Here is a 21,898-nt window from a genome sequence, read left to right as displayed (position 1 = left end):
TAGTTGAAAGATTATATAAAAAGTTAAATCCCAACTTAATATTACAATCAATTAACAATTATTACTTATTATTGATGTTACATAGGTTACAAAGGTTACTTATTAGAGATGATATAAATTGTTTTAATTAGCTTGGTTGTTGTTTTTTTATATTTATTTATCAGTTACTTATGTGTATATTTTCAACGTTAAACCTAATTGTTTCATTGTGATCTGCATTAAAAATTGGAACTATAAATAATTACTTATTTGTAACTTTGACAGCCATCAAGTTATATTATCCACCGCATTTTATACTAATGCTCGAAATAGACATAAAACAGGATTAGCAAATGACTACGGGGGTATGTCGCTAATGCTGAGTCTTATTTTAAATTAATATACTCAGGAGCAAACAATGTTCACTAACGCAATTACCGTTGGTAATTGGAGCTGGTCTCTAACCGCGAAAGTGTTCACCAAATGCTTATTTGTTTTGAAAATGATTTAGAAAAAGAGACGCAATAAAGTCTCATATTTATTTCATCGACAAGTTTAGAGTCCATCTCAAGGAGAGAAGGTAATGAAAGCCTTTTTCAGTAAGTTATCTCAAGCGGTAATGCTACCGATAGCCTTGCTACCAGCCGCAGGTATTATGCTAGGGCTTGGTGGTAGTTTTACTAACCAAAGTATGATTGATGCGTACCAGATTGGTATTTTGCAAGACGGAACACTTTTAAATAGTTTCCTACAGGTTATGACCGCTGCTGGCGGTATCGTCTTTGCAAACTTACCATTAATGTTCGCACTTGCAATTGCAATTGGTTTTGCACGTGCAGAGAAAGGTGCTGCTGCACTGGCTGCGACGATTGCATACCTAGTAATGAACGTTGCTATCGCTAAAACACTGACTGTTGCGGGTATGGTTGATACCACCAACAACACAGTTGTGTTAATGGGCAACCATTACGCAGGCGTACTGGCTGACGTATTAGGCATTCACAATACGCTAAGTATGGGTGTGTTTGGTGGTCTTATTGCTGGTGGTATCACTGTTATTCTGCATAACAAATACCATGACATTAAGTTACCTGAATTTCTAGGTTTCTTTGGTGGTGCACGTTTCGTACCGATTATTAGTGCATTCTCAGCATTATTCTACGGTATTGCGTTAGTATTTATCTGGCCATACATCGGTGCTGCATTTGGTTCTATCGGTGCAACGCTAGGTGAAATGACCGCTTCTGGTCACGGTTACATTGCATCATTCATTTTCGGTATTATCGAACGTGCATTGATTCCTGTTGGTCTACACCACGTATTCTACCTTCCATTATGGCAGACGGAAATTGGTGGTACTGCTGAAATCGCAGGCCATGTATTTAAGGGTACTCAAAACATCTTCTTTGGCTCGTTAGCAAACGGTGATTACTCTCAATTCTCTTCAACTAACTTTATGACGGGTAAGTTCCCATTCATGATGTTTGGTCTACCTGCTGCAGCTTACGCGATGTACACTGTTGCTGATAAAGAAAACAAGAAAGCCGTTGGTGGTCTATTGTTCTCTGTTGCACTAACAGCGTTCCTAACCGGTATTACAGAACCAATTGAATTCACATTCTTGTTCTTGTCTGCACCACTTTACTACTTCATTCACGTGCCACTAGCAGGTCTATCATTTATGATTATGGACTTACTAAACGTGAAAGTGGGTATGACGTTCAGCGGTGGTTTCATTGACTTCGCATTATTTGGTATGTTGCCTGGTCTAACGGGTACTGAGAACCATTGGTACTACATTCCACTACTAGGTCTAATTTACGGTCCAATATACTTCTTCTTGTTCCGTTGGTTCATTCTGAAGTTCGACGTGAAAACACCTGGTCGTAAGGGTAGTGCGGTTGCCGTTGTTCGTAAGCAAGATTACCACGCATCAAAAGCTGCTGGTGGCGCTAATGACTCTCAAGCTGAAGATATGATTGAAGCACTTGGCGGTAAAGACAATATTGTTGATGTAGACGCATGTATTACTCGTTTACGTATCACTGTTAAAGATGGTGATTTAGTAAAAGATAACCAATTCTGGACTGAGCATTTAGGTGCGAAAGGTTTAGTGAAAATCGGTAATACTGGTATTCAAGCTATCTACGGTGCACAAGCTGCAGGCTTTAAAGCACAGATTAACGCTAAACTAGGTAAGTAAGAACGCGAATGGGCTTTACATTGAAATTCCGGCGCATCGGTACCTTCATGATTGATATGGCAATTGTTCAGATGTTCGCGATGGTTGGTCGCGACATCTACCTTGGAGTAATTGCCTATATTTCAAAAGGTACAGGGATGACGCTTTCGTTAAACGATGGCATCGCTTTACCAGCATTATTGCTGTTGTTTATTGGTTTAATGTTGTTATTTATTGGTGTCTTTATGGGTTATCAATGGATCTGTTATCGCTTGTTAGGTACGTCATTATCACGTTACTTATTGAGTGTGCAGGTGGTTTCGACTGATGATAAACCATTGACGAAGCAACGTTACTTAAAGCGTGAGTTTAATAAAATTTACCTTTGTGTCGCAACGTTGGGGTTATATCCACTTTATTGTGGTGCTCAATATTTAGCTTTTTCAAATCCACCGATGCATGATCGTACCAACCATACAACGGTTGTTGAAAGTTGATTTAATGCGCTCTTAAGTCTAGTTATAGAGATATAAGCCGCAGCTATTTCACATTGTGAAGTGCTGCGGTTTTTTTTGATCTGTTGATACCTGTGGCAGAAAAAGCCAGCACGAGGCTGGCTATCAACGCAGCGAGTCGGTTTATAAAGAGATAAAGAACAGAATTAAAACCGGAACTAATAAACTTAAAATAAAGCCACTGACAATCGCTATAGGTACACAACGGATCCCACCACAGTTTTGAATAACCGGTAAGGTAAAGTCCATTGCAGTTGCGCCAGCATAACCAATCGCTGTGTTTGGGTAGCGGTTAATTAATAATGGGATCATGATCAATGCCAGTATTTCACGTAGTAATTCATTTAAGAACGCAGCCCCACCATAAACACTGCCTAAGCCATCACCAATAAGAATGCCAGCCAATGAATACCACCCAAACCCAGATGCCATTGCTAAGCCGTTATTAATTGGAATATCGAGTATTAATGCCGCAATAACACCGCCTAGCAATGATGTTACTAAGATCACTGCAGCAATAATAACCCCTTTCTTATTGAGTATGATTTGTTTAAGGGTCATACCGCTATTGCGTAGCTGAATACCAATAAAAAACAGCAGTAATAGTAAAATGTTTTCACTGGCTTGCTCTACCCACGATAGATCAACATTGAGCAGTAAGCCGACGATTAATCCAAGTGCGACCACAACCACTAACTTAGCGGATTCCAATACCATTTTTATAAGTGGTAATTTTCGTTGTACATGCGAAGTTGGCGTGGGCCATAATCGATCAAGCCAAGGTAATGCGAGTAGGTTACATACCGAAATGGAGATGAAAAAGGTGAAGGTATATAACAGGATTTGGCTTAAATTCTGACTAAGATTATCAAGACCGGCCAAACTTAGTCCCATTAAAGCTAAGATCACTAATACTAAACGGCTGGTTTGGGTATTAATAAACTCAAGGATATTGGTTTTTTTGATTGGGATCAAATACCCCAGCACCAACGGTAGAAAAATCAGCAGAATCCCTGATAACATATTTATCCTTAAATGTATAAAACTGTGTTGAAAGTGACATTATTAATATCTTAAAACAATGTTGCGGTAACAACATTATAATAAGTGCTTAAAGATTAAGCGTCGAAATTGTGGCGAATATAACATAAAGCAGTAGAAAGAATATAGATATCAATAGGGAACAGCAGCGGGAAAAGTGTCGAAAATTGTATGCATATGTGTCAATACGAATCGTCTAATCAATGTATTAGACGAACGTAGATATTTAATAACAATGATTGCTGTGGCATTAGATGCCACAACTCTGAATGATTTGTTTTAATTGATTATCAAATTCAAATGGTGACATATTGGTTAATTCATACATTACTTCCGCACCAGCGAGATCTAATTCCACTTCATGCTCATTGATTGCAGCATCATTGGCTTTAAATAGCAGCAAGTGATGTGCCATACGGGCAATAGTTAAATAGCTTATTTCACTGTCATGGTGAGTGGTGAGTGGATTGGTTGCAACGCTAATATAATCAGCATCAAACCCCCACTGAGTCAGTACTATTTTACTGGCTAATGCGCAGTTATCCTGAAAAATATATTTAGCAATATTAAAATCTAAATAATTACCTTGTTTAACAAAATTCGCATATTCATTAATTAGTCCAAATAAACCAATATCAGCTAATAGACCCGTTAATAATGCCTTTTCTGGCTCAAGTTTTAACGGTTTATTACTGTGGTTATGCATTCTTTGGCAAATAAGCGCCATTGTTGCTGCAAATTGACGGGAGTGAAAAGCACTATTTTTAAGTAATTGGTTACATTCAATGTTTTCAATGGTGGTATTTTTTAATGAATATATGGTTTGAGCTGTAATAATATCTCTAATTCGAAAAATACCTAAGCGTGATACTGCCGTAAGAGTATCGTGACAGGTAATATTACGTCGATTAAAAAGGGTAGAGTTTGCGGTACGAATAATATTAGCTGTTAATACCGGATCATCAATTAATAAATTAGCTACGTCATGAACCGTTGTTTCAGGATTTTCACATAACCGATTTAAGGTTAATAGCGTATCAGGAATGGATGGTAAGGTTAATCGGTTATAGCGTGCTGCTTTTTTTATTGAATGACAAAGATTCGACTGAATTGCACGAATATGGTGGTGGTTATTAGGTTCCAGCCAAAAAAAAGATAAATGTGGCATTGAATAATTACAGTGGTAAGAGATGGTATTAGTTTACGCATTGTTGGCAAATGAACAAAGTGGCAACTGTTGTTTTTTTGACGCAGTTAACGCTTGAGTCACTCAATAATGGCATTAGTTTTAATTATTAATTAAGTGATGGTTTTGAAACAGCTGTAATAAAAAATTGATCGTCATATCTGCGCTTGGATGATGGATTAAAGATTGCTTATATTTTATATCGATCGGTAATATTTCTAGCCATCGTTGGCATACCCATGCTGCATTATCATAGCTAGTTTGCTGATAAAGCTGGCTAATATCAGGAATTGAGTTAAATAACAGTTGAAGTTTATCTGCTAATAGTTGGCTATCATAATTGATGCGAATAGGTAGCCACTGAACACAAGGCTCATAGGCGGCAGTCAGCAGATTATCATAAGCCATTGTGAGGGTTGAAACAGAAATTGTGTCTATACCTTCGACGATTACTTCTAATAATCCACTGTCTTGAGCATTAAAATCAATGATTGATACTGTTGTGGCGATAGCAGGAATATGACTAATTGTCTCTGGCTCATGATTTGGCGCAATCATGCCTAGTGCAAATGGTCGTTCATCTGCCATAGCCTCTGTTACCATTCGAATATCACATATTCTTGAGATAACTAATTTAAGTCGTCCACCGGGCAATATATGCTGGCTATGCGGTAATAATGCGATGGTATTCATACTTTATCCTTGTCGTTTTGAACCGTTTACAAAAATTTAATAATAAGGTTAGCACGATATATTTCATTGAGAGTAAGTATAAAAAATAGCTAATTGTTAATTTGTTTCATAAATTTTCGACTAAAAATATGGGAGTAATCTCATATTCGAATGCTAACAGTATCATCTATTGATGCTATGGGCATAAAATAGCTCGTCAAATCATTGACACTGAAAATGATAAATATTGGGTGTGTTTTTAGTTGTTATGGATAATATCTGGAGCATAAGTTATGACGTCAATAAAAGATGATTATTTAAATTATTTATCGAAATTTGGGCCGCAAGAAAAAAGATCAATGTTTGGTGGTACAGGTGTTTTTATTAATAGCGCCATGTTTGCGATTGTGACACCGACCTCAATGTATATTCGTGGAGGGGATGAACTTGATGATAAATTAACGGCTGCAGGCTGTGAAAAATTTAGACATATAAAGAAGAGTAAAACAGCAACAGTAAATTATTATGAAATTAAAAATCTATTTTTAATCGATCAAGAATTATGTAACCAGTTTGTAGAAGAGTCGATTTCATTTTCTTGTCGAGATAAACATTTTAAAGCCTCTGAATCAAATCGTCGTTTACGTGATTTACCTAATATGCGTTTAACCCTTGAGCGAATGGTAAAAAAAGCAGGAGTGAAGGACGTTGATACTTTTTTCAATGTCGGTGCTGTTAATGTATTTCGTCGCGTGTGTGAACATAACGGCCAAGAACTAGATCATAAATTATTATGGATATTTGCAGGTGCTATCCATGGTGGGCATTGGCAATTATTGAGTGATGATCATAAGCAACAGTTATTAGATGAGTATCACCAACAAACAGTTTAAATTGATAGTTAACTGATAATAGAAGCATATTTAGATGATGTAGCTGAGAAGAAACAATTTTTTTGTTATGCTAACAACAATTATGTTGCCGTGGCTAAATTATGCAATTATCTAAATTGTCAGGTTCTATTCTTTCAGGATTACATTGTTTTTTGATTGCTGCTGATCAAATGAGTTTTACGCGTGCTGCTGAGACGCTATGTCTAACTCAGAGTGCCGTCAGCCATAAGATTAAAAATCTCGAAGAAATATTAGATGTGCAGTTATTTATTCGGCAACATCGAAAGCTGGTATTAACTGATGAAGGTCAGCGTTTAAAGCAAGTCTTAGCATCGAATTTTGGGGATATTATTCATGAAATTCGTGATTTAAAAAGTGCTGAATTAAGTGGCGATCTGACAATTTCAGTGCCACCAACGTTTGCACAAACATGGTTAGTTCCTCGTTTAGCTTCTTTTATTGATAAGTACCCGAATGTACGCATTCATTTAAGAACGCGGAATGATTTAGTCGATTTTCAAACCGAGAGTTATGACTGTGCCATTTATTTTGGCAATGGCAAATACCCTAATTTGGCTGTCGATAAACTGCTTGAAGAAAGTATGTTTCCTGTATGTAGCCATGAATATGCGGTTAAATATCAGCTCTATCATCAGCCTGAAAATTTAATGCATTGCTTATTGCTGCATGACGCTGCGCCATGGGCAAGGGCTGGGCGTAACGATGAGTGGCAATTCTGGGCACAACATTTTAAAGTTGTATTACCAGATAATGGTTGTACTTTTGATCGGGCTGATTTAGCGATTAAAGCAGCAGCGACGGGGATGGGGGTAGCGATGGCAAGACAATCATTTGTAGCAGAGCAACTTGCTAGCTCTCGTTTAGTTTCTCCTTTTGATATGACAATGATCTCTGCGCACAGTTATTATGTTGTTTGCCGTAAAGATATGCAGACTTCACCTAAAATTAACGCATTTAAAAATTGGCTGTTTAGTGAAATCAATAGCTAATGATTAGCTTGATGACAAGGTTTAAAAAAGGCGCATTATATGCGCCTTTATTGGTTATCATGTGCTACATGCATTTAACGCCTTATTTTATAAGTTCATTGCCAGATAACTCACCTTTTTCAAAGCTTGATAAGTTTTCTAATGTTGTTTGCGCAATGCTACCCAGTGCTTCTTCGGTTAAGAATGCTTGGTGACCTGTAAATAATACGTTGTGGCATGATGATAAGCGACGGAATACATCATCTTGAATAATGTCGTTAGATTTATCTTGGAAGAATAAATCTTTTTCGTTTTCGTAAACATCGACCCCTAATGCACTAATAATACCGCTTTTAAGTGCTTCAACAGCATCGCTAGAATTAAGTAATCCGCCACGACTGGTATTAATGATCATCATTCCTTTGCGCATTTTGGCAAACGCTTTATGGTCAAGCATATGATAATTTTCTTTGCTCATTGGGCAATGAAGGGTGATTACATTTGCTTGTGCATAAATTTCATCAAGGGTGCAATATGTCACGCCTAATTCAATCGCAACTGGGTTTGGGTAAGGGTCATAAGCAAGAATATTCATGCCAAGCCCTTTTAGAATGCGAATGGTCGCAATACCAATTTTACCGGTACCGATAACCCCGACGGTACGACCGTGGAAGTTATAACCTGTCAATCCTTCTAGAGAGAAGTTTGCGTCACGTGTGCGTTGATAAGCACGGTGAATACGGCGATTAAGGCTGAGCATTAGCCCTAATGTGTGCTCTGCAATAGATTCAGGCGAGTAAGCTGGAACAGTAACAACCTGTAAATTTAGTGCTTGAGCTGCTTCAAGATCGACGCGATCAAAACCAGCACAACGCATGGCGATAATTTTCACCCCTTGCTCTGCTAATATTTTGAGTACAGGTTCGCTAAGATCGTCATTAACAAAGGCACAAATAGCATCAAAACCTTCAGCCATTTTTGCAGTGTGATGATTGAGCTGAAAATCAAAATAAGTGAGCTGTTGATGGAATTTTTTATTTGTATGAGCAAATGATTTTTGGTCATATCCTTTGGTGCTAAAAACAGCTATTTTCATAATATCACTCCATAAACACTGTTTGTTATTCAGTCATTATTAAGTATAAGACATTAATATCTGACCAATATACACGGTTGTTATGTGATCAAGATAACAACTTTGTTGTAAATAGCAAACCATTTGTATGACAAAGTAGGCGCACTAAAATAATGGTTATAGTTATACTGCTGTGGTTTAGTGGTTCATGCTATGATTTAGATTGTTCATAGCAACTTACTTTATTTTTGGGATTCAATATGTTGAAAAAAATTCTTGCTGGTGCAGGCGCTGTTGCGATCATTGCTTGTGGACCACTCGCTACAGGCCAAATTGGGCAGAGTATTTATACCGGAGCAGTACAAAATTATCATAGCCCTTATCTGTCGATCACAACGAAGAGCTTTGACCGTGGGTATTTATCCTCAAATGCTGTTTCTCGTATTGAGCTTAAAAACCAATTAAAAGCGGAATTTGCAGAGCAAGGATTACCCACGGTATGGTTAGTAAAACACCATATTGAAAATGGTTTCCTTGGTGTTAAGTCGACCAGTGAGTTTGTGATTGATAAACAAGTAGTCCCATTAGTAAATCAAATTTGGGGTAAAAATGTTGCGCCAATGCAAGTGGTAACAGATTCTGGCTTTACGGGTACTACCCACTTTACTCTGACCGTTAACCCAATGGATTACATCCATAAAGAGGGTGGTAGTGCTATCAGTGATAAGTTTGTCGTAACAGGAGAATTTGATCCTGAAAATAGTAAGAGCCAATTTAGTTACAGTTTACCTGCACTAACCATCACGACTGCTGATAAAGAAAGCATGGTGGTTAATAATATTAACGGTGAAGGTCAAGGCCAAATGCAAGGTAACTTTTGGATTGGACATCAGACGTTTAGTCTTGAAAAAGCAAAGTTTACCGCGGCAGATCAGCAGCACCTTATTGCCATTGATGGGGTAAATGTAGCAATGGACAACAGTTTGAGTCAGCCAAGTGGTGAGAAAGAGCCAACAGAAGCGACTCAGCAAGTCACCAATACCAATACTATTCAAGTGGCTAAATTAACTACACTTGATGGTCAACATTACCAAGATATTGCCTTTAAATTAGCACTTAAAGATCTAAATTATAAAGCGATTAGTCAGTTAGCGGCGATGGAACAATCGCCACAAGCAGCACAAGATCCGGCGCAAATTAAGCAGGCGATGTTAGCATTAGATTTATTGATTGCTCATGGCGCAAGTATTGATTTATCACAGCTAAGTGTTAAAACCCCACAGGGAACGGTCAATGCTCAAGTATTACTAAAAGTAAAGCCAGGACTAGAGCATGCATCAACCAATCTTACTGCGGTGACTGATCAATTAAGCGGTAATATTAATATTGTTATTCCAGAAGCGTTAGTGGCTAAAGAGCCATTATTAGCGGCAAAATTACCAGCGCTAGTGAATCAAAAAATTGTCACTCAACAAAATGGTAATTACCAACTTGAGGTGAAAATTGTTGCTGATCAATTAGAGTTTTCTTCAGGTGCCAAACTACCATTAGCAATGATGGCACTATTACTGCATTAATTTCAATGTAGTACGCAAGTTAGATAAAAACGCTTGCCATTTTAGCAAGCGTTTTTATTTATATAAATTAAGCAATATTTATCATCGACTTAGGACTTTTTATTATAAATATGTTGAAAATCGATGATTGATATTTAGTAAAATTAAATATTTAGACTTAACTTAATATTATCAGTACAGGTTTATTTTAATTAAGATTTCAAGGGATTAAACCTGAACGACGACAGAATAACGTACGTGGGGTAAGGTATGGAATCATTAAAAGTAAAAGACTACATGAATGTTCGTCCAGTTACATTTACCGAAACGATGCCACTATCTGGTGCACTCGATAAGCTACTTACGGCAAAACAAATTGGCGGACCTGTGATTAATGAGCATAAGCAAGTGGTGGGTTTTATCTCTGAACAAGATATGATCCATAAATTGCTTAAAGCCGGTTATCACTGCCAAGATAGCCATACCGTTAGGGAGTGTATGCGTACTGATGTACTGACCGTTTCTGGTGAAGATACGATCATTGCGTTAGCTGAAACCATGACAGGGCAAAAGCCTAAAATTTATCCGGTTGTTGATGATGGTAGTTTAGTCGGTGTGATTACACGCCGTGATGTATTAACTGCCATTAGTAATCAAATTGGCGCTTGCTTTAAGCATCCATTGTGATCAATATTTGAACATTGTCATTGAAATTATTAATAGTGAAAGGCGCTTTGAGCGCCTTTATTTTTGGTTATTATGTCGATTATTAATGGCATGATAATCTCTGTTTGGAGATGTTGTGAACACAAAAAATTTCGCCGAAAGTAACCAAGCTAAGTTCTTAACTGGTTCAATAATGCGCCATATTATTGTGATGTCAGGAACCGGTACGATTGGTTTGATGGCATTGTTTTTAGTCGATTTACTCGACATGTTTTTTATTAGTATGTTGGGGCAAATAGAACTTGCTGCCGCAATTGGTTTTGCCGGAACCCTCGTCTTTTTTTCTACCTCTATTTCTATCGGTACATCCATTGCTGCTGGTGCGTTAGTATCACGAGCTTTAGGAAAAAATGATCGGCAGTTGGCGCGAATGATGGCCACTAATGTGATGATTTTTGCAGTATTAATTAGTGCAATAGTGGTTGGCCTAATGCTATGGCAACTACCATTGTTATTGGATTTGATTGGTGCGAAAGGCGCTGTAGCTAAAGCTGCTACCCAATATTTGGTGATTTTATTACCCAGTGCGCCTTTGATTGCGGTTTCTATGTCTGCAGGTGCGGCGTTGCGCGGCGTCGGTGATGCTCGACGTTCGATGGTCGCAACGTTAATAGGTGGTGGTGTTAATGCGGTATTGGATCCATTATTTATTTTTGGCCTGTCGATGGGTATGCAAGGGGCTGCGATTGCTTCGGTGTTTGCTCGATTAGCGGTGATGTGTTTTTCTCTATATGCGGTGATATATAAACATCAATTGGTGGCTAAACCTGATTTAAGCAGTTTCAAATTAGCATTACCTACGGTGGCTAAAATTGCACTTCCAGCAATACTAACCAATACTGCGACTCCGATTGGCAATGCAGTCGTTACTAGTAATATTGCCCAGTTTGGCGAGAGTTTTGTCGCGGGTTATGCGGTTATTGGTCGTATTATGCCGGTGTGTTTTGCACTGGTCTTTTCACTATCAGGCGCAGTTGGGCCGATTATTGGGCAAAACTTTGGTGGCGAGCGTTGGGATCGAATTAATCAAATATTACGCGATGCAATGCTATTTACCGCAGTATATTGTGTTGGTGTTTCTATCTTGTTGTGGTTTGGGCAAAACTTCTTGATCGCAATGTTTAGCCTTACTGGTGATGCCGCTGAAATTGTGGGTGTATTCTGTAGCGTGATTGCGATTACGTTTATCTTTAACGGTGCATTATTTGTTGCTAATGCTGCGTTTAATAATCTTAATCGCCCTACATGGTCAACGGCCTTAAATATGGGTAAAGCGACGTTAGGTACGATTCCATTTGTTCTTATTGGTGGTCATATTGCGGGAGCGAGTGGCGTATTGATTGGGCAAGCTGTAGGCTCGGTGGTGTTTGGTGTTATTGGTTTTGGTTTGGTTATTTACCAAGTTAAGAAAATGGGGCTTGCTCATGAGCAGCAGCCATTGCAGAGTAATGAAATTCTTACGCCCTCAGTTCCTGTTGCACCATTTTGTTCTTCACGCACCTATATGGGGACAGAAGATGTGCTGGAAGAAACGTTAGCGGCTGAAATTGAACCTAGCAATAATATAACGTCGTCGAAAAAATCTGATTAATCACTGCTATTAAGTGACAACTATCCCTTGTGATGGTTGTCACGTTATCAATGTAAAATAATGGGTAAGTGACAATTTATTTGTCGAGCCATGATCGCTATTTATCTAAGTAGCGATTATTTAACTGCTTTTATTGATCTGAGACGATGAAAAAATAGCCATAGCCATAGACAATAATAACACTAACAACCATCCGTCTGAGCGGGAAGGTTGCGATTATCGCAATTGACCATCAGCAGCCAATGTTAGTCTAGCCATTTCACTTCACCTTTAGTTTAAGGAAAATAAAGGTGATGGCGTATTTATTGTTTAAGGGAATAATGTTCTATGCGTCAAAATCTTCGCTATATCATACCTATTCTGATCCCATTAATTATTTTGTTATTACCCGCTTCCGCTTTTCCGATTGAGGGATTAACGGTGATTCAACAGCGCGTTATTGCTATTTTTTTATTAGCAGCGTTATGTTGGGTCATGGAGCCTATTCCTATTTATGCAACGTCAGTTGTTATCATTGTGCTGGAATTATTATTATTGTCAGATAAAAGCCTATATTTATTTAGGCTTGATCAAGGGCAACCTCATTTTGGTAACTTAATGAGTTATAGCGAGATAATGGCGACTTTTGCCAGTCCTATTATTATGTTGTTTTTAGGTGGTTTCTTCTTGGCTATGGCGGCGACAAAATACCGCTTAGATGTCAACTTAGCACGGGTGTTATTAAAACCGTTTGGGCATCAACCTAAATATGTAATGTTTGGTTTAATGTTGATCACCGCTATTTTCTCGATGTTTATGTCAAACACGGCGACAACGGCAATGATGCTGTCTATTTTAGCGCCAGTGATCACGTTATTTGGTGCTAAAGATCCCGGCAAGATAGCGTTTGCATTATGTATTCCTGTTGCGGCTAATATTGGTGGTATTGGTACCCCAATTGGTACTCCGCCCAATGCGATTGCACTGAAATATCTTACTGGTGAAAACCTGATTACTTTTGGTGAGTGGATGTTCTTTGGCGTACCATTCGTGGCGGTATTATTGGTATTTGCATGGTGGTTGATCAATAAACTTTATCCTGCAACCCAAGCATCGATTGAACTGACGATTCAAGGTAAGTTTCTTAAAACGCCTAAAGCCATCACGGTGTATGTGACTTTTGCTGTGACTATTTTACTGTGGTTGATGGGCTCTATGCATGGCATGAACTCTTATACTGTAGCGTTAATTCCTGTCGCGATTTTCTCGTTAACTGGCATCATCAATAAAGAAGATCTTAAGAAAATATCGTGGGATGTTTTATGGTTAGTATCGGGTGGTATTGCACTTGGTTTAGCGTTAGATAAAACCGGTTTAGCCAAGCTGGTGGTACACAGTATTCCATTTGATATTTTCTCACCGTATGTGGTGTTATTAGGCGCGGCAATGCTGTGTTTATTGATGGCGAACTTTATGTCTCATACTGCAACCGCTAACTTATTAATGCCAATTATGGCTGCTTTGGGTACATCAATGGTGTCATTAGCACCACTCGGTGGCGAAGTAACGCTGATTTTAGTGGTGACTTTTGCGGCATCACTAGGGATGTCATTACCGATCAGTACACCACCTAATGCGTTAGCACATGCAACGGGTCATGTTGAGAGTAATCAAATGGCACGGGTTGGTGTGGTGATTGGTGTTGTAGGTGTTGCATTGAGTTTTGTGATGATTTGGGGTTTACAGCTAATCGGTCATATCTAATCGGTTAACACTGAATAAAGGATGATGCCATGAATCAACCTAAAGCATTAAAACGGATCATTGATACCTATTTTCAAGATCCTGCGACGACGATTGCAGTTACTGCGGGCACTGAAGTGTTACGCCAAGAAGGCTATAACGATCGTCTATATTGGGTTAAACAAGGCGAGTTGTCTGGCTATTTAAAAAGTGCAGAAAATGGCTTAAGTGCTCAAGTGTTTGTGGTTAAAGAAGGGATGTTTTTTGGCGTCCATAGTTTCTTTGCGCAAACATTAGTCGCATCAACCACTGTGGTAGCTGAAAAAGACAGTGAAATTGCATGGATTGACTTATCAACGCAAGCGGTTGAACCGGAGCATTATGGTTCATTGGCCGAGCAATTTATGCCGGTCATGGTACATGAACTGGCAACGCGTCAAATGTTAACGGGTATTGCAGCGTTAGAAAAAGAAAAAGCCTTGCAAAAGCTCTACGCCACGGAACAAATGACAACCTTAGGTCAGTTAGCTGCAGGTATCGCGCATGAACTTAATAATGCGATTGGTGTTATCAGCAGTAAAACAGAAAATATACAAACGGCGATGAATCAATTTGTTGAGGATAACCAGCCGCAAATGACCCCGTTTTTATTGCATGGGATCAGTCACGGACAAACCATCAGTTCAGCGCAAGTCCGTGAGCGCACTAAAGTCTTACAGCAGCAATACCGTTTGAGCCGAGAACAAGCTCGAACCCTTGCGCGTGCCTTACCGCAAGGAGAGGTTCCTGCAAATTGGCTTGATGATATTGATGCGGCGTTAATCTGTTGGGACAGCGGCCGTGATTTACGGGACATTCGATTAGCAGCACGCCATGCTGCCAGTATTGTGCGTTCGGTGAAGCAATTAGGCGGCGGTGATCATGCACGAATTCCGGATGTTGATATTAACGATACCTTGCATAAGTCATTGGCTTTATTGCAAAGTAATTTGCGTTATGTGGAAGTGGTATTACGTCCGGCTATTTTACCGCCATTAACTGCAAGTGTGACTGAACTCGTACAAGTGTGGGTTAATCTGATCAAAAATGCTTGTGATGCCATGGAACATACGCCAGCACCACAAATTGAAATTGCGACACGAAGTGTCAAAAATAAGTTATTAGTCACGATTACCAATAATGGCCCAATGATTGATGAAGTGACGCGACGTAAAATTTTTAATCCTAATTTTAGTACCAAAAAAGGCGGATTATCGTTTGGCTTAGGTTTGGGGCTAGCAATAGTACAACGCATTGTGAACAGCTATGGCGGTACGATTGTGGTGAAAAGTGATCATCAACGGACCACATTTAGAATCAAATTACCGATAACGTAAAGGACGGTTATTATGGAAAAAATTACGATTATTTGCGTTGATGATCAACGTGAAGTATTGAGTGCAGTATTAAAAGACTTAGCACAATTTGAACCTGCTTTTTTATTGGAAGATTGTGAGTCTGCAGATGAAGCATTAGCCTTGATGGATGAACTGGATGCTGAAGGTCAGTTTATTGGCATGGTTATTTCAGATCATGTGATGCCGGGTAAAAGTGGGGTCGAGTTATTAACAGCAGTCGCCAATGATAGTCGCTTTATTCATACTAAAAAGGTGTTGTTAACGGGTCAAGCTACCCATCAAGATACCATTGCCGCCATCAATCAAGCACGTATTGAAAGTTATTTTGAAAAGCCATGGGATGCAGAAGTGTTGGTGAACTGTGTGCGAACATTAGTAACAGAATATATTTTTGATATGGGATTAGATTATAATCTTTGGGGGGATGTGATTGATAATACAACAGTTTTAAGGCGTTTACGTTAATTAATCTCTGCGGGTGTAAGAGTATATTTATTTGCTGATGATAATTATTATCACTATTTATCTTGACCTTGGTCTTAACTCAAAGGTTTATAGTTGTCAGTAGTAAAATCTCATAGCACCCAAGGAGAACGATGATGTGTGCTCAATGTCATAATAAAAAAGATCATATCCATACAACCAAATCAACGGTTGCTAATAAAGCGACCGTTACAGTTGTTGCTGCGACGACAGAATGCTGTTCAAGCGTTACTTCAGAGTGTTGTTCAACTAATAAAGACGCTGAAGGGTATGGTGATAACGATACCGAAGGTCCCGCTGCAAGTGGTTGTTGTTCAGGCTCTGCCAATGATGCTATCCATAGTGTCACTAAAAACCCACGCTTTACAATTACTGGCGCCCATGTCGCTGGCAGTGATACCACCGTGGTAAAAAAGAGCTCCCCAACAACTGATGATAACCGTAGTGATGGTGATGAACATCCCGCAGATGTTAACGGTACACATGAACACCATCATAGTGAGCATACCCATAGTGGTCACTGTTGTTCAGCACCAACCATGAGCAAACAACAAGAATTAGCGTTAGAGGCTTCTCTTACCAATAATGCTCATGGCAAAACATTTAGCTGGAAAGTATTAGGCATGGATTGTCCTAGCTGTGCCGCTAAACTTGAAAAAGCGATCATGGCGTTAGCTGCTGTCGATACAGCAAAAGTGATGTTTGCAACTGAAAAATTGATTGTTAATCTTCATGATAATCAACAAGCCGATGTCGAAACGTTAAAATCTGAAATAGAAAATAAAGCTAAACAAACAGGTTTTACATTAGTTTCTACGGCGACAAAAGCTGCCGATATACCGACACAATCATTTTTTATTCAACATCTATCCGTCATTATTATTACGCTAATGATGGTGGTTTCTTTTATCTTAAATAAAACCGTTTCAGCTGAAGCTGGGCTATTAGCCTTTACGCTGACGACAATTGTCGGTTTATTCCCGATATTGAAAAAAGCGGTTGTTTTAGCGAAATCAGGCACACCATTTTCGATTGAAACATTGATGTCAGTTGCTGCTATCGGGGCGTTATACCTTGGTGAAACTGCAGAAGCTGCGATGGTGATTTTGTTGTTCCTTATCGGTGAGCAACTTGAAGGTTATGCTGCTTCTCGTGCACGTAGTGGTGTAAAAGCATTAATGGATTTAGTGCCAGAAGAAGCGACGGTTATTTTAGCTGATGGCAGTAAAACCAAATTATCAGCGGCTGAATTAAAACCCGGTGATGTGATTGAAGTTGTGCCGGGCGAGCGTTTGCCTGCTGATGGCCAAGTACTTGATGTTATAGCTAGTTTTGATGAAAGTGCATTAACCGGTGAATCGGTTCCTGTTGAGCGAACGCCTGGTGAAAAAGTCATGGCCGGTAGTATGGCATCTGATAAAGTGGTGCGCTTAACCATTATTTCAGCGCAAGGTGATAATGCTATCGATCGTATTTTACATATGATTGAAGATGCTGAATCACGTAAAGCGCCTCTTGAGCGTTTCCTTGATAAATTCAGCCGTTGGTATACACCAAGCATGATTTTATTAGCGGCGTTAGTGGTTGTTATTCCACCGTTAGTTTTTGGTCAATCATGGGATGAATGGATTTATAAAGGCCTAGCATTATTATTGATTGCTTGTCCGTGTGCGCTAGTTATTTCAACGCCAGCTGCCATTACATCGGGTTTAGCGGCTGCTGCACGTCGCGGTGCGCTTATTAAAGGTGGTGCTGCGTTAGAACAACTGGGCCATATAGAAGTGGTTGCGTTTGATAAAACCGGTACTCTGACAGAAGGTAAGCCAGTCGTTACTGATATCATTTGTTGGGATAACGATGACGCCAAATTATTACGCCAGGCGGCAGCAATTGAAGCGGGTTCATTACATCCATTGGCAAAAGCGGTAGTGAATCATGCACAACAACAGCAGCTTATTGTTGTTGAAGCCACAGAGCGTGAAACCTTAGTGGGGCGTGGGATTCAAGGTATCACTGAAGGCGATAAATTCTTATTATGTGCCGCTGATCGTTTACCACAAGATATCGTATTAACAGATGCGCAACAGCAACAAGCAACAGCGTTAGAAAATGAAGGTAAAACTTTAGTGGTTGCTGTTCGTAATGCACTCCCGGTTGGTTTAGTGGCATGGCGTGATAACTTACGTGATGATGCGTTAATTGCGATAGAGAAACTTAATAAGTTGGGCATTAAATCAGTGATGCTTACTGGTGATAATGCGCGTGCAGCTGCAGCGATTGCGAAAGAAATCAATATTGATTACCGCGCAAGTTTATTACCCGCTGATAAAGTCTCTGAAATTCGTAAGCTAAATGACGCTCAAAGTGTAGCGATGATTGGTGATGGTATTAATGACGCGCCAGCAATGAAAACTGCCACCATTGGTATAGCAATGGGGGGCGGTACTGATGTCGCACTTGAAACCGCCGACGCTGCCATTACTCATAACCGTTTAGCTGAATTACCGGTAATGATTGAATTATCGCGAGCGACTTTAAATAATATTCGTCAGAATATCGGTCTTGCGTTAGGTCTTAAGGGCGTGTTCTTAGTGACGACTTTGCTTGGTGTGACAGGATTATGGGTTGCGGTGTTAGCTGATAGTGGTGCAACTGCTTTGGTGACATTAAATGCGTTACGTTTACTGCGTTTTAAGCCTAAGCAATAATCGACTTCATCATCTCCCACATTTAGCATAATAATGATAAGCAGAATAGGTTAAACACTATTCTGCTTTTTTCTTTTTTCGCTAATTGGCAGCGAAATCTGCACATTAAACGTTAGGCGAACGTTGCTAAATTTTTGTGATGAGCTCGATAGGAAAACGTTTTGCTGTGATCTGAGTCTTGTTAATTTGTAACTAAAAATTTCATTGCTTTCATTTAATGTGATTTATCTCACTAAAAACAGTTTCAGCTTCCGTTATCGTTACAATAGTTTTTGACAGACGTTGTTGTTATGTTGCGTATTACGTCTACTGTCAAATCATAAAAATTAACGATAATTATCCATCTCTGTGCCTACAACAGAGCGATTAAATTTAAAGGGTATCATTATGTCTGACAATAAAGTGTTCCACCTAGGTGTTAATAAAGCCGATCTTAACGGCGCTGAATTAGCGATTATCCCAGGTGATCCTGCTCGTGTAGAAAAAATTGCCAACCTAATGGAAAACCCTGAGTTCTTATCAAGTGCTCGTGAATACACGGTATACCGTGCACAACTCGATGGTAAGTCTGTTGTAATTTGTTCTACGGGTATTGGTGGTCCATCAACTTCAATCGCAGTTGAAGAATTAGCACAACTTGGTGTGACGACGTTCTTACGTGTTGGTACCACTGGCGCGATCCAACCTAATATCAACCCTGGTGATATGATTGTAACGACAGGCTCAGTACGTCTTGATGGTGCAAGTCTTCACTTTGCACCAATGGAATTCCCTGCCGTTGCTGATTTCACTGTAGCGACAGCGATGAAGCAAGCATGTGATGATGCTGGTGCAACTGTACACACAGGTGTAACGGCTTCTAGCGATACTTTCTACCCAGGTCAAGAGCGTTACGACACATTCTCTGGCCGTGTTGTACGTCGTTTCCAAGGCTCGATGAAAGAGTGGCAAGAAATGGGTGTACTTAACTTTGAAATGGAATCTGCAACACTATTAACCATGTGTGCAAGTTCTGGTTTACGTGCAGGTTGTGTTGCAGGTGTTATTATTAACCGTACTCAAAAAGAAATCCCTGATCACGCAACATTAAAAGAAACTGAGGCACGTTCAATTAAAATTGTTGTTGAAGCTGCACGTCAGATGCTTACTAAATAAATATATACGTACTGAATGTAATTAACAGTACTGATATAGATTATAAAAACCGATACTTTTAACTAGAAATAGATAGTTAAGTGTCGGTTTTTTGTTTTGATTTTATTGGTGATGTGGAATGTTGTAACGTTGAAATACGATCAATTAATAAATAGAAAACAGTCATTACTCTTATTAATTACAAATATATTAATTAGTTAGGAATTTAACCATTCATTTCTATTTAATGTAGAATGCACATTTGTTTTGCTGAGTGAAATTATAGATATGATTGATTATAAAATTACATTTCCGAATGGACGTCAAGATAGTATTGCATTGCCAATTTCTCCTGTATTACAGATGAAAATTGCTTATTTAGGTGATGTGTTTGTTGTAAGAGATATTATTGCAACAGTGGGTGAGAATACGACGACGATGACGTTAGTATTAGATGATGGCCAGCATCACTCACAGAAACCACAAGCTGCAGGGGTTGTTTTTAATCGGCTTGGATAAGTGTCCTCAAACAGTATTAAGCGATACTTAATCTTTGATTTAAATAAAAGGCCTTTTGATAAGGCCTTTTTTGATCACTGTTCATTTTACAATAATTTATTATGCTGGGTTATGTGCTTCACCGCCAGCACCTTTAAGCCAATCATAAAGGTGGGTATACAAATCACCCAGTTGATCTGGGCCAATAATGGCTAAGCCTAAATCTTGTGCTCGAACTAAATCGTGATGACGTAAAGGTCGGAAACTCACTAGCATTGCGCGCGCTTGTAAACCACCAAGCAGATCTCGTAATGATTCTAGCTTGTATAAGGTATCGTCACCATCATCACGCATACCTTTGGTCTTACATTCAATAATATGGAGTTTATTGTTAACGATGGTGGCTACATCAAGTTCATTACGTACTTCACGCTCACCAATTTTACGGTAAACTTGCACACCTAAAGAGTGATCTTGAATGGTTGGCAGTTCATTTTGAATAGCGCGAACAGTACTATGAACCAAGCTTTCTAACCACTCGCCATTAGCAAATCGACGTGCTTCTTCATGTTTAAATGTCAAAATACCATTATGGTATGTTGCTAAACCTGTTTCTTCTAAATCCGTCAGTAATGTACCGAGTTCTTTATAGCCTTGTTGTTTTTCACTGAGCTCAACATGCAATATTTGTTCTTTACGGCATGTTGTTGCAAGGTAATTAAGCGTTGCTAAGCCTGGGCCTAATTCTAATGCTGAACTTGCCCAACGTTGGCCTAACTCCCATAATTGGTCGTTAAGCGACTCTGGCATCGGATTATCCGATAATTCACAGCGAGCACCAAAGATTGTTAAGTAGTCAGTAATTTGAATACGATCTTGAACTTGTTGTTGTTCACGGTCATTAGGGAATAACCAACACATTTCATCACTGAAAGGCTCAATGACGTAAATAGGCCAATGGAAAGAGCGGAAAACTTCGTAAGCAGATAATAGACGGTGACGTAAACCACAGCTTGCATTAAACCATACATCGCGGCTGTCTTGCTTTAATTGGTCGGCTAGTTGATTAAGGCGTTGTCGAATTTGGGTGACATTGATAATGTCGGGAATGATGAAAAATTCAACAATAATGTTTCGTGGAATCAAAATAGAAGCGAGGCGATCGTATTGTTTTTGTTGTTGTTCAGTACCAATAAACACCATTTTATCTGCAGGAATTGCTTCGTCTAATAATGGAGTGATCAGACGGACTGGATCCTGATCAATAATGCCAACGTGAGTAATCATAATAATCCTTAATGCGCCCAATATATTGGGCGTAATATTGTGGTGCGCATTAAATAAAAGAAATGAAAAGGTAAGCGTGCGCAGCACATCTATAAGGTATGTATATGAGGTTTTTTAGTGTGAAATTCAAGTCAAATTTTATAGACTAATTATTCTCATATAAATTTAGCTTGTTACCTATTCATTTATTTTCTCTAATACCCTATTTTTAGTCATCTTTTTTAGATAGCTAACGTCTTTTTTAAAAATGCCATCGTAATTAAT

General features: G+C 39.0%; 18 protein-coding genes. 13 read left to right on the top strand and 5 right to left on the bottom strand.

Annotated features, from left to right (window positions below; genetic code table 11):
• Window positions 1-562: 562 nt before the first annotated feature.
• Window positions 563-2,182 carry a PTS transporter subunit EIIC gene (locus tag G6R09_RS09900; RefSeq protein WP_163922121.1) on the top strand — a complete coding sequence of 540 codons (1,620 nt, stop codon included), beginning with the start codon at window positions 563-565 and terminating at the stop codon, window positions 2,180-2,182.
• 8 nt (window positions 2,183-2,190) lie between these two features.
• Window positions 2,191-2,658 carry an RDD family protein gene (locus tag G6R09_RS09895; protein WP_163922118.1) on the top strand — a complete coding sequence of 156 codons (468 nt, stop codon included), beginning with the start codon at window positions 2,191-2,193 and terminating at the stop codon, window positions 2,656-2,658.
• A gap of 141 nt (window positions 2,659-2,799) precedes the next feature.
• Here the strand turns inward: G6R09_RS09895 and G6R09_RS09890 are convergent, their stop codons facing one another.
• From G6R09_RS09890 to G6R09_RS09880, 3 genes are all read right to left on the bottom strand, one after another.
• Window positions 2,800-3,699 carry a lysine exporter LysO family protein gene (locus G6R09_RS09890; protein ID WP_163922115.1) on the bottom strand — a complete coding sequence of 300 codons (900 nt, stop codon included), beginning with the start codon at window positions 3,697-3,699 and terminating at the stop codon, window positions 2,800-2,802.
• Window positions 3,700-3,967: 268 nt separating this feature from the next.
• On the bottom strand, window positions 3,968-4,885 hold the full coding sequence (locus G6R09_RS09885) for an HDOD domain-containing protein (RefSeq protein WP_163922113.1): 918 nt from the start codon (window positions 4,883-4,885) through the stop codon (window positions 3,968-3,970).
• Window positions 4,886-5,005: 120 nt separating this feature from the next.
• A complete protein-coding gene (locus tag G6R09_RS09880) occupies window positions 5,006-5,596 on the bottom strand; it encodes an LON peptidase substrate-binding domain-containing protein (RefSeq protein WP_163922110.1) in 591 nt (196 codons plus the stop codon).
• A 272-nt stretch (window positions 5,597-5,868) separates the two neighbouring features.
• On the opposite strand from G6R09_RS09880, the gene G6R09_RS09875 reads away from it, so the two are divergent.
• Together G6R09_RS09875 and dsdC are read left to right on the top strand one after the other, a co-directional pair.
• Window positions 5,869-6,468: a TfoX/Sxy family DNA transformation protein gene (locus G6R09_RS09875; protein ID WP_163922107.1), complete on the top strand. Its 600-nt coding sequence runs from the start codon at window positions 5,869-5,871 to the stop codon at window positions 6,466-6,468.
• Between the two features lie 101 nt (window positions 6,469-6,569).
• On the top strand, window positions 6,570-7,478 hold the full coding sequence (gene dsdC, locus G6R09_RS09870; protein ID WP_163922105.1) for a DNA-binding transcriptional regulator DsdC: 909 nt from the start codon (window positions 6,570-6,572) through the stop codon (window positions 7,476-7,478).
• An 82-nt stretch (window positions 7,479-7,560) separates the two neighbouring features.
• Here dsdC and G6R09_RS09865 read toward each other — a convergent pair whose 3' ends face one another.
• The gene (locus G6R09_RS09865; protein ID WP_065168232.1) at window positions 7,561-8,553 is read right to left on the bottom strand and encodes a 2-hydroxyacid dehydrogenase; all 993 of its coding nucleotides are present in this window, start codon (window positions 8,551-8,553) and stop codon (window positions 7,561-7,563) included.
• A gap of 239 nt (window positions 8,554-8,792) precedes the next feature.
• Here G6R09_RS09865 and G6R09_RS09860 point away from each other — a divergent pair, with 239 nt between their 5' ends.
• The 9 genes from G6R09_RS09860 (at window position 8,793) to G6R09_RS09820 (ending at window position 20,368) form a co-directional block, all read left to right on the top strand.
• Window positions 8,793-10,109 carry a DUF945 family protein gene (locus tag G6R09_RS09860; protein WP_163922102.1) on the top strand — a complete coding sequence of 439 codons (1,317 nt, stop codon included), beginning with the start codon at window positions 8,793-8,795 and terminating at the stop codon, window positions 10,107-10,109.
• A gap of 249 nt (window positions 10,110-10,358) precedes the next feature.
• Window positions 10,359-10,775: a CBS domain-containing protein gene (locus G6R09_RS09855; protein ID WP_065168234.1), complete on the top strand. Its 417-nt coding sequence runs from the start codon at window positions 10,359-10,361 to the stop codon at window positions 10,773-10,775.
• A gap of 190 nt (window positions 10,776-10,965) precedes the next feature.
• Window positions 10,966-12,405, top strand: a complete 1,440-nt coding sequence (locus tag G6R09_RS09850) for an MATE family efflux transporter (RefSeq protein WP_240345730.1) — start codon at window positions 10,966-10,968, stop codon at window positions 12,403-12,405.
• A 327-nt stretch (window positions 12,406-12,732) separates the two neighbouring features.
• Window positions 12,733-14,148 (top strand): DASS family sodium-coupled anion symporter, encoded by a 1,416-nt coding sequence (locus tag G6R09_RS09845; protein WP_065168236.1) that lies wholly within the window; start codon window positions 12,733-12,735, stop codon window positions 14,146-14,148.
• A 29-nt stretch (window positions 14,149-14,177) separates the two neighbouring features.
• Window positions 14,178-15,503, top strand: a complete 1,326-nt coding sequence (locus G6R09_RS09840) for an ATP-binding protein (RefSeq protein WP_163922100.1) — start codon at window positions 14,178-14,180, stop codon at window positions 15,501-15,503.
• 12 nt (window positions 15,504-15,515) lie between these two features.
• Window positions 15,516-15,989, top strand: a complete 474-nt coding sequence (locus G6R09_RS09835; RefSeq protein WP_163922097.1) for a response regulator — start codon at window positions 15,516-15,518, stop codon at window positions 15,987-15,989.
• Window positions 15,990-16,123: 134 nt separating this feature from the next.
• The gene (locus G6R09_RS09830; protein WP_163922542.1) at window positions 16,124-18,715 is read left to right on the top strand and encodes a zinc/cadmium/mercury/lead-transporting ATPase; all 2,592 of its coding nucleotides are present in this window, start codon (window positions 16,124-16,126) and stop codon (window positions 18,713-18,715) included.
• 387 nt (window positions 18,716-19,102) lie between these two features.
• The gene (udp, locus tag G6R09_RS09825) at window positions 19,103-19,870 is read left to right on the top strand and encodes a uridine phosphorylase (protein WP_065168239.1); all 768 of its coding nucleotides are present in this window, start codon (window positions 19,103-19,105) and stop codon (window positions 19,868-19,870) included.
• Between the two features lie 267 nt (window positions 19,871-20,137).
• Window positions 20,138-20,368: a hypothetical protein gene (locus G6R09_RS09820; protein WP_163922096.1), complete on the top strand. Its 231-nt coding sequence runs from the start codon at window positions 20,138-20,140 to the stop codon at window positions 20,366-20,368.
• Between the two features lie 99 nt (window positions 20,369-20,467).
• On the opposite strand, the gene G6R09_RS09815 is transcribed toward G6R09_RS09820, so the two are convergent.
• Window positions 20,468-21,634: a Card1-like endonuclease domain-containing protein gene (locus G6R09_RS09815; RefSeq protein ID WP_163922093.1), complete on the bottom strand. Its 1,167-nt coding sequence runs from the start codon at window positions 21,632-21,634 to the stop codon at window positions 20,468-20,470.
• Between the last annotated feature and the right edge of the window lie 264 nt (window positions 21,635-21,898).

The sequence above is a fragment of the Photobacterium sp. Alg240-V54 genome, from assembly GCF_900537155.1.
Classification (GTDB): Bacteria; Pseudomonadota; Gammaproteobacteria; order Enterobacterales; family Vibrionaceae; genus Photobacterium.
This window is presented reverse-complemented; position numbering and strand designations above follow the sequence as displayed.